Genomic DNA, 12,683 nt, shown 5'->3' on the forward strand with positions numbered 1-12,683 from the left:
GTCACGGGTGTGACAGGGGATGCGGGCGCCGGCTCGCGAGTAGGCCACCGGAGGGGAACGACGATGACCGAAGCTGACAACACGCAGGGCGCCGCGGCAGCACAGGCTGCACCCGTGCAGGCGCCACTGCAGCCGCCGACGGCTACCGCACCTGGACTGATACTGACCGCGCCCGCGCCGACACAGCCGGTCGCCGCGACCGCTGCGCCGAGTCTGGCGCCCGCGGTCGACCCGGCCGCGTTGCCGGGTCTCGACTCGAAGGTCGACTCGTTCCTGACCTCGCTGATGTCGGCCGAGCCGCGTTCGCCCGAGTTCGCACAGAAGGCCGGTGACGTCCGCAGCATGGGCGACGTCGACATCCGGCACGCCGCCGAGAGCTCGAACCGGCTGCTGCAGTCGCCGGTGAAGGCGCTGACCAGCGGTGGACTGTCCGAAGGGTCGACGGTCGGCAAGACGCTGCTCGAACTCCGCCGTACGGTCGAGAACCTGGACCCGAAGGAAGCCACCGGCGCGAAGAAGCTGCTCGGGATGATCCCGTTCGGCGACAAGATCGAGGACTACTTCCGCAAGTACCAGAGCGCGCAGAGCCACCTCGAAGGCATTCTGCACTCGTTGCGCGACGGCCAGGACGAGCTCGGCAAGGACAACGCCGCACTCAACCTGGAGAAGCAGCAGCTCTGGGACGCGATGGGGCGGCTGAACCAGTACGTGTACGTCGCCGAGCGGCTGGACGCCCGGCTGTCCGCGACGATCGCGGAGCTGGAGGCGACCGACCCGGAGAAGGCCCGCGCGCTGCGCGACGACGTCCTCTTCTACGTCCGGCAGAAGCACCAGGACCTGCTCACCCAGCTGGCCGTCTCGATCCAGAACTACCTGGCCATCGACATCGTGATCAAGAACAACATCGAGCTGATCAAGGGCGTCGACCGCGCCTCCACCACCACGGTCTCCGCACTCCGTACGGCGGTCATCGTGGCCCAGGCGCTCGGCAACCAGAAGCTGGTGCTCGACCAGATCACCGCGCTGAACACGACCACCAGCGGCATGATCGAGCGGACCTCGCAGATGCTGCGGGACAACTCGGTCGCGATCCAGCAGCAGGCCGCGTCGGCGACGATCGGGCTGCCCCAGCTGCAGGCGGCGTTCGCGAACATCTACGCCACGATGGACGCGATCGACACCTTCAAGGTCGAGGCGCTGGACAACATGGCCGCCACCATCGGCACGTTGGAGAACGAGGTGACCAAGTCCCGCAGCTACCTGGACCGGGTCGCCCAGCAGGACCAGCGGGTCGTCGCCGGCACCCTCGACCTCGGTCGCTGAGAGCCTGAGACCGTGAAGCGGGGGACGGTACTGCATGGCATTGGGTGACTTCTTCGCGCGGCTGACCGGCCGCAAGGCGGAGCCCGAGCCTGCCCCGATCCCGCGCGCACCGACCAACGACGATCTGCTCGCGGCGCTGGTCCGGGTGGAGCAACTCGTTGCCGACGGCGCCGTTCCGGCCGTGGTCGCCTCCCGGGTCGGCCGCGTCGTGCGGATCGTCCGGGAGACCATCCCGCGACTGGGCAACCTCGGCGGCAGCGTCCAGGCGTACAACGTGATGGCGACCGCGACGGACTATTTGCCGGAGGCAATCGGTGGGTACCTGCGACTCCCCCGGCAGTGGGCGGACAGCCGGCCGGTGGACCGCGGTAAGACCTCGCTGATGATCCTGATCGACCAGTTGGACCTCCTGGGCGCGACGATGGACAAGGTGTTCGACGCGGTCAACCGGGCCGACGCGGCGGCGCTGATCGCCCACGGCCGGTTCCTGCAGGAGAAGTTCGGCACCGGTTCGACCGGCGGGAGTCTTGCCCTCGGCGACACTCCGTCGACACCGGCGCCGGATCTGCCACCCGGTTCAGGACCACTGCAACCACCACCAGGACGAGGAGGGGCATGACCAGCGTGGGGGGTACTTCGCTGCAGGAAGCGCTGTCGGCCCTGCTGACCGTCGCAGCTCGTGCTGGGGTGCAGGAGGAGTCGGCAAGAGCGGAAGGGCTGTCACTCGCCGCTGCACTCGCCGAGTCCGCACCCGGAGCCGCTGCCGATTGGGCCGCCGTGACACCCGGGAGCGACACGCAGGACTTCTTCGACGCCGCAGTACGTGGCCGGAGATGGCGTGGCGCGCCGACCGCAGTACTGACTGATCTGATCGCACAGGGTTCAGCAGAGAAGATCCCGTACGCCGAAGCGCTCGCCGAGCTCGCCTCTGCTGCTTGCAGCCTTGGCGAACCGACCATGCGCGTCATCGGCAACGCGTCGGTCGCAGCTGCCGCGCAACTCCAGGCAGCAGGTGCCCGGCAGCTCCAGGTGGGCAGCAGCCCCACTGCTAGCACAGGGCCGAGCGCGCCTGCCGCCGCAGTACAGGTTGAAGCGAAGACCGAAGCGGCACCGGCGGAGCCGGAGCGCACTGTCGAGGAGCTGCTTGCCGAGCTGGACGAGCTGACTGGTCTGGCGAGCGTCAAGCGCGAGGTGCACCGGCAGGTCGCCGTACTGCGAGTCGAGAAGCTCCGTGCCGAAGCGGGGCTCAAGAGCCCGACCATCACCCGGCACCTGGTGTTCGTGGGGAATCCCGGCACCGGCAAGACCACCGTCGCGCGGCTGGTCAGTGGGATCTACAAGGCGCTCGGCCTGCTCTCCAAGGGCCAGCTCGTCGAGGTGGACCGCTCCGAGCTGGTGGCCGGCTATTTGGGGCAGACGGCAACGAAGACCGCCGAGGTGGTCGCCTCTGCCGCTGGTGGGGTGCTGTTCATCGACGAGGCGTACAGCCTGACCGCTGGTGAGCTGGGAGCCGACCAGTACGGCAGGGAGGCCGTGGACACGCTGGTGAAGGAGATGGAGGACCGGCGCGACGACCTGGTCGTCATCGTCGCCGGGTATCCCGAGCCGATGGAGGACTTCATCGCCGCGAACCCCGGACTGGCCAGCCGGTTCCGGACCACGATCGCGTTCGAGGACTACACGGACGAGGAACTGACCGACATCCTGACCGGGCTGGCCGAGGGCGCCGACTACGAGCTGACGCCGAACGCGCTGGACCAGTTCAAGGTGATCCTGGCCTCGACGCCACGGAACCGCTCGTTCGGCAACGGCCGGTTCGCGCGCAACATGCTGGAGGCGGCGATCGGCCGCCATGCCTGGCGACTTCGCGACGTGACGGCACCCAGTACCGACCAGCTGCGTCAGATCCTCCCTGAGGACCTGACCGACGAAGCCCTGACCGACGAAGCCCTGACCGACGAAGCCCCCGCCGAAGCAGCCCAGGCAGCCGACGTCGCCGAGCCGGTCGAGCTGGTCGGGCCCGCTGAAGCAGCTGTATCCACTGAACCAGTCGACCCCGAGCAGTCGGTCGAGGCCGAGCAAGAGGAGCAGGCGTGACCCAAACCACCAGCGCGCCCCCAGTCATCTGGTCGCCGCCGCCTCCACCGTCCGTGGCCACCGCCCCGGCCGGTACGCCGCGGCGCTCGCGCCCCAGCGGCGCGATCCAGGCCTGGTTCGCCGGTACGCCGGGCCGGATGCGGCTCGTCCTCATCCTCTCGGCCGCGATGGCCGTCCTCTTCGGCCTCGCCGCCGCGCAAGGGTTCCGGGAGTCCGACGGCGCCCTGAAGCGCGCGGAGGCGAACACTGCCCAACTGGTCCGGATCCAAGGGATCCACACCAACCTGGTCAGCGCGAACGCCGACGCCACCAACGCCTTCCTGGTCGGCGGCCTCGAGCCGCCCGCCCAGCGACAGCACTTCGTCGACTCGATGGCGCAGGCCTCCAAGCTGATCACCGAGGCAGCCACCGCACAGCCGGCCGACCAGGCCGCACTCGGCCAGCTGAACACCACGCTCCTGACCTACCAGGGCCTGGTCGAGCAGGCCCGCGCGAACAACCGGCAGGGCCTGCCGATCGGTTCGCAGTACCTCAAGGACGCCAGCGCCTCCCTACAAGAGGACTCACTGCCGCTGCTCGACGCACTGGTCAAGGCGAACGAGTCCCGGGTCGGTACCGAGTTCGACGGCATCGGCAACGGCAGCTACTGGCTGATCATCGGCGGCTTGGTCACGCTGCTGGTGCTCGCCTACGCCCTGTGGTGGTTGGCGAAGCGGACGCACCGCTACCTGAACCTGCCGATCGCCGCCGCAGCCGCACTCGTGCTGCTGACCATGGTCGTCGGCGGTGCCGCGCTGTCGAGCGCGGGCAGCAAGGCGAAGGACACCAGAGGGCATGCGTACGCCGACACGCTGGCGCTGTCGCGAGCCCGGATCGCGGCGTACGACGCCAAGTCCAACGAGAGCCTCACCCTGATCGCCCGCGGTTCGGGCGAAGCCTTCCAGACCGCCTGGACCAAGTCCGCGGCCGAGGTCGACAAGCAGCTCGCGATCGTCGCTGCGACCAGCCCCGCGGTGCAGACGCCCTGGACCCAGTACAAGGCCATCCACGCGACGATCCGCGATCTGGACGCCAAACAGGGCAAGTGGGGCGACGCGGTGGCCAGGTCGGTCGGCACGAACACCGGCACCGATGCGGGCACGATCTTCGGCGACTTCGACGAGGCGTCGGCGGCCAGCCTGGGCGCGACCAGCACGAAGGTCAGCACCGAACTGTCCGACGCCCGCCACGGACTGCCGCCGATCGGCTGGCTGGGCCTGCCGATCGGGATCGTCGCCGCTCTGCTGGTGGCCTGGGGCATGTCGCAGCGACTGGGGGAATACCGATGAAGAAGCAGCTGATCGCGGCCGGTGCGGCCGCTGCCCTGTTCGCCCTGACGGCCTGCGGCTCCAGCAACTACGAGGCGACGCCGGTGCCGACCAAGCCGGTTCCGGTCGAAACGCCTCCGGCGCCGGGCACGCTGCCGCTGAAGTGCGACAACGCGTTGGCCTCCTACGCTCCCGATGGTCCGCTGCCCGCGCCGGGCCAGTTCCCCGCCGGCTCGTACATGGCGCAGATCAAGCAGCGCGGCCGGCTGATCGCCGGTGTCTCGGCCGACAGCCTGCACCTCGGCTCCCGCAACCCGATCAGCGGAGACATCGAGGGCTTCGACATCGACATGGTCAAGGCCGTCGCCCAGGCCCTCGGCGTCGAGCTCGAACTCCGGGTCATCTCCAGTCCCCAGCGGCTGCCCGTCCTGATCGACGGTTCGGTCGACATCGTGGCCCGCAACATGACGATCAACTGCGATCGCTGGAGCCAGATCGCCTTCTCCGCGGAGTACTACCGCTCCGGCCAGAAGTCGCTGGTGCCGTTGAGCTCGAATGCCAAGAGCCTCAACGACCTGCCCCCGGGCACGGCGATCTGTACCCCGACCGGCTCGACCAGTTACACGAACCTGCGCAAGAACTTCCGGCTCCTCAAGGCGGTCACCGCCGACACGGACGGCGGCTGCCTGGTGCTCTTCCAGCAGGGCAAGGTCTTCGGCATCAGCGGCGACGACACCGTGCTCGCCGGTGACGCCGCGCAGGACCCGTATGCCCGGGTGATCAAGGGCGAGCGGTTCAGTGACGAGCCGTACGGCCTCGGGATGTCCAAGAAGCACCCGGAGTTCGTCCAGTTCGTCAACGGCGTGCTCGAGCAGATCAAAGCCGACGGTCGCTGGAAGGCGTCGTACAACAAGTGGTTCGCGGCCGACCTCGGCCCCGCGCCCGCCCCGCCGAAGCCCGTCTACGGACGAGTCCCCGAATGACAGTTCGTACTCCGACAGCAGTCGCGCCTCCGCCGCCAGGGCGGATCGGCAGCAGCATCCCCGCGAAGGATCTGCTGACGTTCCTCGATGCCCTGGGGACGTGGCGGGACCGCCGGCGGGCCGAACTGGACGAGCTCGACCAGGCCGCCCTGCAGGCCGAGGACGCCGACGCGCTCAGCGCCGACGTGGTGCTCGCGATGGCGGTCTGGAAGGCGGTGTCGGACCGGTACGAACTCATCCTGGTCACCTGGGACTCCGGCCGGGTCGGCGCGACCGAGACCGAGCGGATCTCCACGCTGATCTGGGGTGGCCTGGACACCGGCGGCGCGAGCGGCTCGCTCGCGGTTTCGTTGCCTGAGGCGTGTACTTTGTCGGACGCGCTGGCCGCTACCCTGCGGGCCCGGTTGGCGCTGGAGCCGGGCGACGCGGATCTCGCCGCCCGGTTGCGGCAGCTTCGCGCGCAGGTGGAGCGGATCAGCGACCTGGTGAAGAACGAGCCGGCGATCAGCCGGAACGAGGCGATCGCGACCCATCACGACCTGGACCGCCGGGTCACCGACCTGACCGAGCGGGCCAAGCGTGGTGCCGATGTCGGCGGCCTGATCGGCTCGCTCGAGATGGATGCCGCCCGCACCGAACGGGACCTGATCGTCGGTGGCGCCACCCGCCGAGAGCGCGCTGCCGACGTGGCCCGCGCCCGCGCAGTACGGACCGAACTGGAGGCGCAGGGCGTCGCAGTACGGGCTCTGGCTGATCGGTGCGTCGCTGCGGTCACCCCCGCGCCGCGCCTCGGCGTACCGGATGTCACTGCGCTCGGGCCGGTGCCGAATACGCCTGCTGAGCTGGAGAAGTACCTGACCCGGCTGGACGCAGTACGACGTGCGCTCGGGCAGGCGCAGTCGGCGTATGGGGCCGCGCTGGAACGCCGCGACGAGCTGGCTGCGCGGCTGGACGCGTACAGCGTGAAGGCGGGCAGCGTCGCCCGGACCAGCGGAACCACCGAGGACCTTGCCGAGCTCTACCGGCGCGGCCACGACGTGATCGACACCGAACCAGTGGACCTCATCCGGCTCGGCGCGCTCGTCGCGGCCTACCAGACCTATCTGGACACCAGTCTTGCCGCCGACCCGCACTCCGGTCGCGCCACAGGAGGGACGACATGACGAACATCGCCTGCACCCAGCCGGGCTGTACCGGCTCGATCGTGGACGGCTACTGCGACGTCTGCGGTTCACCCGCCGCAGCGGCTCCAGCCAGTGCGCCCAGTGCGCCCAGCGCGGTCAGTGCGGTCAGTGCTCCAGCCAGTGGCGCATGTGCTCAGCCAGGCTGCTCCGGCACGATCGTCGATGGCTACTGCGATGTCTGCGGCACTCCTGGAGGAGCCGCTGCTGCACCGGCGCACGAGCCGATCAGCTCCCCGTCGACCGTCTCACGCGCCTCCAACCGGCTGGCCTCCACCCCACTCGGCTCTGCCCGCGCGACTCAGGCCGGCTCGAAGCTGACCCGCCGCCTCGGTACGTCGTCCACCCGGCTGCGCGGTGCTCGGCTGGGTGCCGGTCTGACCCATGTGCCGCCGATCCCGCCGATCGACGCGAGCAAGGCGATCCTGAAGAACCCGATGGTCCCCGAAGACCGCCGCAACTGCCCGAAGTGCGGCAACCCGGTCGGCCGGTCCCGCGGCGATCAGCCGGGACGCACCGAGGGCTTCTGCCCGAAGTGCCGCAGTCCGTTCTCCTTCTCGCCCAAGCTGAAGGAAGGCGACCTGGTCGGCGGTCAGTACGAGGTGGCCGGCGCGCTGGCGCACGGCGGCTTCGGCTGGATCTATCTGGCCCGTGACCTCAACGTCCAGAAGCGCTGGGTCGTGCTCAAGGGCCTGCTGAACTCCGAGGACCCCGACGCCGTCGCGGCCGCGATCGCCGAGCAGCAGTTCCTGGCCCGGGTCGAGCACCCGCTGATCGTGGAGATCTACAACTTCGTCAGCCACGACGGCGCCGGCTACATCGTGATGGAGTACGTCGGCGGCACATCGCTGAAAACCCTGCTCAAGCAGCGGATGGAGGCCAACGGCGGCCGGTACAACGCGCTGCCGATCGACCAGGCGATCGCCTACATGCTGGAGATCCTGCCCGCGTTCTCCTACCTGCACGACCTCGGCCTGGTGTACTGCGACTTCAAGCCGGACAACATCATCCAGGTCGGCGACGCGGTGAAGCTGATCGACCTCGGCGGCGTACGCCGTATCGACGACGCCGACTCGGCCATCTACGGCACGGTCGGCTACCAGGCGCCGGAGGTGCCCGAGGTCGGTACGTCGGTCGCCTCGGACATCTTCACGCTCGGCCGCACGCTGACCGTGCTGGCGATGGAGTTCCGCGGCTACCAGTCGACGTACCTGTCCTCGCTGCCGCCGGTGGCCGACGTCCCGCTCTTCCAGCAGCACGACTCGGTGTACCGCCTGCTGCTGAAGGCGTGCGCGAAGGACCCGGCCGACCGCTTCGTGTCCGCGGACGAGTTCCGGGTCCAGCTGCTCGGCGTACTGCGTGAGGTGGTCGCCTCGCAGCAGAAGAGTGGAGCAGCACAGCACTCCGCGTCGTCACTGCTGTTCGGGAGCCCCGGTGACTTGGCCGGCGGGCTGGGTGAGGCCGCTCCCCCTTGGCAGCGGCTGCCTTCGCTGTTGCCGGACGAGACCGACAAGCAGGCCGGCTGGTTGAAGACGGTGAGCGTGCCGGACCCGGCCGCACGACTGGAGCTGCTGGTCAACGCACCCGAGCAGTCGCCGCAGGTGCTGCTGGAGGTCGCCCTGGCGGCGCTGGAGTCCGGGCAGTACGACATGGTCGACACCGCGGTGTCGGACCTGCTCGCGGAGGACCCGTGGGAGTGGCGCGCGGTCTGGATGTCCGGACTCGTCGCGCTGGCCCGTGGAGACAACGCTGCTGCCCAGTCCGCGTTCAACGCTGTCTACGGTCAGGTTCCCGGTGAGCTGGCACCGAAGCTCGCGCTGGCCCTGTCCTGCGAGCTCAGTGGCGAGTACGACGTAGCCGAGGGGCTCTACATCACCTGTGCCCGGACCGACGCCAACTACATCGCACCGTCCGCGTTCGGCCTGGCCGCGATCCGCTCAGCCCGCGGTGACCTGGACGGCGCCATCGCGGCAGTCGACCTGGTACCCCCGACCAGCGGCGCGTACATCCGGGCTCGTCGCCAGCGAGCTGGTCTACTGGCAGGATCAGGACGTGGACTCCCCGCCCTCGCGGAGGCCATGGGCAGTATCGAGTCGCTGACGATCGACCCGGCCGACCGGGCCCAGTTGTCGGCGAACGTGTTCCGGACCGCGCTGGACGAGGTCCTCGGCAACGGCCCGCAGCCCGGCGTACACATCGCCGGACGGGCCGCCACCGAACCGGAACTGCGGGACGGCTTGGAGGCGGCCTACCGTGAGCTGGCCGGGCAAGCGCCCAGCCGGGAGGAACGGATCGCCCTGGTCGACCAGGCCAACGAGGTTCGAGGATGGACACTGCGATGACTTCGACGACCGGCACGACGAGTACGACCTGCCCGAGCTGTGGCGGGCCGATCGGCGCCGCCGACCGCTACTGCGAGGCCTGCGGGGCCGAGCTGTCGCCTGCTGCCACTCCGGCGACGGCCGCGATCGACACCGACACCGAGCCGACGGTGGAGCTCAACCCTTCCGCGGCACGCTCGGCGGAGGCTGCGCCCGGGCCCTGCCGGTCCTGTGGCGGCGTGGTCGGCGACGACGGCTACTGCCAGACCTGTGGGACCAAGGCAGCCAAGCCGCGCGACCACTTCAGCGAGCAGCCGGCGCCGTGGGTCGCGGCCGTCTGCGATCGCGGTATCCGGCACAGCCGCAACGAGGACGCCGTGGCCGTCTCCGCCGACGCGGAGCCGGGTAGCAGGGCACAGCTCGTCGTCTGCGATGGCGTGAGCTCCTCGCTGGACTCCGACGTGGCCAGCCTCGCCGCAGCGCGTGCCGCTCGCGAAGTACTGGCTGCTGGTCACGCGCAAGGGATGGGCACCGAGTCGTCGCGGAACAGTGCAGTGGTGGCTCGCTTGAAGGCAGCTGCCGACGCCGCGAACGACGCAGTACTGGCGAACACCAGTCCGGATAGCCCAAATCCGGCTTCCTGCACGTTTGTCGCCGTCGTAGTCGAGGGCGACCTGCTCGTGGCCGGCGTGGTCGGCGACAGCCGGGCGTACTGGTTCCCGGACAGCGCAGAGCCAGTCGGGCTCACGGTGGACGACTCCTGGGCCGCCGAGCTCATCGCCACCGGCGTACCGCGGCAGCAAGCCGAGACCGGTCCGCAGGCCCACGCCATCACCCGCTGGCTCGGCAAGGACGCACCGGACCACACTCCCCGCACCACCACCGTCAAGGTCGACGGGCCGGGATGGCTCGTGGTCTGCTCCGACGGCCTGTGGAACTACTGCTCCGAGGCGGCACCACTGGCCGACCTCGTACGTCAGACCGCTGCGGCCAACCGTGGCGAGCCTCTGGCCACCGCGTCCGCATTGGTCGACTGGGCGAACGCCCAGGGCGGCCAGGACAACATCACCGTCGCACTGGCTCGTCTGTGATCGCCCGTCAGCTTTGTAGAAAGGACGCCTGAGATGGCCGAGTTCTCCGCCACCGTGTACCAGAACGAGTTCCTGCCCGACGGCGGCACCGACGTGCACGCGATCGTCACGGTGTCCTGTACCGGCGCGGGTGCGGCCGGCCAGTCCGGCAGCGGTGACGCCGGCGAGATCATCATCGTCGACACGTCCGGTTCGATGGGCGCCGAGGGCATCCGGGCCGCGGCGTACGCCGCCCAGACCGCGCTCGACCAGATCCTCGACGGCGTCTGGTTCGCCGTCATCTCCGGCAACGACCGGGCCCAGCTCGCCTTCCCGCCGTCACCCGAGCCGGTGATGGTGAGGATGGACCAGTTCACCCGGCAGGCCGCCAAGGACGCCGTCGCCCGCTTCTACGCCGACGGCGGTACGGCGATGGGCACCTGGCTGCGGCTCGCCGCCCGGGTCTTCGCGACCGTGCCGTCGCTGACGCAGAAGCACGCGATCCTGCTCACCGACGGCGAGAACCAGCACGAGACGCCCGAGGTGCTGTCCGCGACGATCGAGGCCGTCACCGGTCAGTTCCAGTGCGACTGCCGCGGTGTCGGCGTCAACTGGCAGGTCGCCGAGGTACGCCGGATCGCGACCGCGCTGCTCGGCACGGTCGACATCATCCCCGCGCCGGACCAACTCGCCGCGGAGTTCTCCAAGCTGATCAAGCAGGCGATGAGCAAGGGTGTCGCCGGCGCCGACATGCGGGTCTGGGCTCCGCAGGGCGCACAGGTGCTGTTCGTGCGCCAAGTCGCTCCGACGGTCGACGATCTGACCTCCCGGCGTACGGAGGTGAACGCGCTGACCAGTGCGTACCCGACCGGCTCCTGGGGTGACGAGTCGCGCGACTACCACGTTGCGATTCGCCTTGCTGCCAAGGGAATCGGGCAGGAGCAGCTCGCCGCCCGGGTTCAGCTCGCGGTCGGCGACCAGGTCGTCGCGCAGGGCCTGGTGAAAGCACTGTGGTCCAACGACGAGGCGCTCACCACCCGGATCAGCCCGGAGGTCGCGCACTACACCGGCCAGACGGAGTTGGCCGACGCGATCCAGGAAGGCCTGGCCGCGAAGGCCGCCGGTGACACCGAGACCGCGACCACCAAGCTCGGCCGCGCGGTCCAGCTCGCCGCCCAGACCGGCAACGAGGAAGCCACCTCGCGGCTGCGCAAGGTGGTCGAGATCGACGATCAGGACACCGGCACCGTGCGACTCAAGCGCAGCGTCGAGAAAGCGGACGAGATGGCACTCGACACCGCGTCCACCAAGACCACCAGGGTGAAGAAATGAGCTCAGTCACCTGTCCGAGCGGACACCCGTCCGTCTCCACCGACTACTGCGACGTCTGCGGACTCCCGATCGGCGCCGCGGCCACCCCGGCTGCAGCGTCCGTCCCGGCGCCCGCAGTGGCGGCACCGGCGGCGACGACCCAGGCGTGCCCCAACTGCTCCGAGCCGGCTGCCGCAGACGCCTTGTTCTGCGAGAACTGTGGCTACGACTTCACCACCGGCACGATGCCGCGCCCGGCCTCGCCACTCGACCTCGGTACGCCGCCGCCAGTGCCACCCGCGCCGCAAGAGGTAGCTGACTGGGTCGTCGAACGCTGGGTCGACCCCGACTGGTACGCCGTACAGCAGAGCGACGACCCCTGCCCCTCCCCCGGGCTGCCGGTGGTCATCCCGATCACGGCCAAGAGCGTGCTGGTCGGCAGGCCGTCGAAGAGCCGCGGGATCACCCCCGAGATCGACTGCGGCGACGACACCGGCGTGAGCCGCCGCCAGGCCCAGCTCACCACCGACGGCCAGCGCTGGTGGGTCGAGGACCTCCAGTCCTCCAACGGCACCTTCGTCGGCCAAGCCTCCGACCCCCTCCCCGAAGACCCGATCCCCCCAGGCCAACGCCACGAACTAACCGGCGACGACCGCGTCTACGTAGGCGCCTGGACCCGCCTGGTACTCCGCAAGGCAACCCCCGAAGAACAAGCCGGCCAGGCCTGAACCACCCAACAGACAAAACAACGAAATACAAAACAAAAGACAAAAGAAAGGACAAAAAAGTAGAGAGGCGGGGCGCGTGGCGGGCATTGCCTGCTGGCCCTGCCTCAGCCAGGGTTACGGCCTGCTCGCGCGATTCCGCTGCTGAACAAGGCCCTGTCGCGGTACGACGACACGCACGCCCGTGACAAGGCCCTCTACAGCACCTGGCTTGCCCATGCACTGATGGATGCCGACGATCCTGAGCAGGCGGCATACATCACTGAGCACGCTATCGACCTCGCCTCGGGTGTCGGTTCGGTTCGACCCGGCGAGCGCCTGCGGGGTGTTCTCAGTCGTCTGTCCCATTTCGGGGGCCCTGAGGT

Annotated in this window: 10 protein-coding genes; all 10 read left to right on the forward strand. The window is 69.4% G+C overall.

Annotated features, from left to right (window positions below):
* Nucleotides 1-63: 63 nt before the first annotated feature.
* From DIZ26_RS18185 to DIZ26_RS18230, 10 genes are read left to right on the forward strand one after another with little or no spacing between them, the layout of a single operon-like run.
* Entirely contained in the window at nucleotides 64-1,323 is a 1,260-nt protein-coding gene (locus tag DIZ26_RS18185; RefSeq protein ID WP_112242833.1) for a toxic anion resistance protein, read from the forward strand.
* Nucleotides 1,324-1,357: 34 nt separating this feature from the next.
* Nucleotides 1,358-1,942: a hypothetical protein gene (locus tag DIZ26_RS18190; RefSeq protein WP_112242835.1), complete on the forward strand. Its 585-nt coding sequence runs from the start codon at nucleotides 1,358-1,360 to the stop codon at nucleotides 1,940-1,942.
* Entirely contained in the window at nucleotides 1,939-3,420 is a 1,482-nt protein-coding gene (locus DIZ26_RS18195) for an AAA family ATPase (RefSeq protein ID WP_112242837.1), read from the forward strand. The genes DIZ26_RS18190 and DIZ26_RS18195 overlap by 4 nt, the downstream gene beginning before the upstream one ends.
* Nucleotides 3,417-4,748 carry a hypothetical protein gene (locus tag DIZ26_RS18200; protein ID WP_112242839.1) on the forward strand — a complete coding sequence of 444 codons (1,332 nt, stop codon included), beginning with the start codon at nucleotides 3,417-3,419 and terminating at the stop codon, nucleotides 4,746-4,748. The genes DIZ26_RS18195 and DIZ26_RS18200 overlap by 4 nt, the downstream gene beginning before the upstream one ends.
* The gene (locus DIZ26_RS18205; RefSeq protein ID WP_112242868.1) at nucleotides 4,745-5,710 is read left to right on the forward strand and encodes a glutamate ABC transporter substrate-binding protein; all 966 of its coding nucleotides are present in this window, start codon (nucleotides 4,745-4,747) and stop codon (nucleotides 5,708-5,710) included. The genes DIZ26_RS18200 and DIZ26_RS18205 overlap by 4 nt, the downstream gene beginning before the upstream one ends.
* Complete coding sequence (locus tag DIZ26_RS18210) at nucleotides 5,707-6,873, forward strand: hypothetical protein (RefSeq protein WP_112242870.1); 1,167 nt, start codon at nucleotides 5,707-5,709, stop codon at nucleotides 6,871-6,873. Before DIZ26_RS18205 ends, DIZ26_RS18210 begins: the two co-directional genes overlap by 4 nt.
* Entirely contained in the window at nucleotides 6,870-9,233 is a 2,364-nt protein-coding gene (locus DIZ26_RS18215; RefSeq protein WP_112242872.1) for a serine/threonine-protein kinase, read from the forward strand. The genes DIZ26_RS18210 and DIZ26_RS18215 overlap by 4 nt, the downstream gene beginning before the upstream one ends.
* The gene (locus DIZ26_RS18220; RefSeq protein ID WP_232828427.1) at nucleotides 9,230-10,303 is read left to right on the forward strand and encodes a PP2C family protein-serine/threonine phosphatase; all 1,074 of its coding nucleotides are present in this window, start codon (nucleotides 9,230-9,232) and stop codon (nucleotides 10,301-10,303) included. The genes DIZ26_RS18215 and DIZ26_RS18220 overlap by 4 nt, the downstream gene beginning before the upstream one ends.
* Before the next feature lie 33 nt (nucleotides 10,304-10,336).
* On the forward strand, nucleotides 10,337-11,614 hold the full coding sequence (locus DIZ26_RS18225; protein ID WP_112242876.1) for a vWA domain-containing protein: 1,278 nt from the start codon (nucleotides 10,337-10,339) through the stop codon (nucleotides 11,612-11,614).
* The gene (locus DIZ26_RS18230; RefSeq protein WP_112242878.1) at nucleotides 11,611-12,321 is read left to right on the forward strand and encodes an FHA domain-containing protein; all 711 of its coding nucleotides are present in this window, start codon (nucleotides 11,611-11,613) and stop codon (nucleotides 12,319-12,321) included. The genes DIZ26_RS18225 and DIZ26_RS18230 overlap by 4 nt, the downstream gene beginning before the upstream one ends.
* The last annotated feature ends 362 nt before the right edge of the window (nucleotides 12,322-12,683 follow it).

The sequence above is a fragment of the Kribbella monticola genome (assembly GCF_003261635.1).
GTDB classification, from domain to species: domain Bacteria; phylum Actinomycetota; class Actinomycetes; order Propionibacteriales; family Kribbellaceae; genus Kribbella; species Kribbella monticola.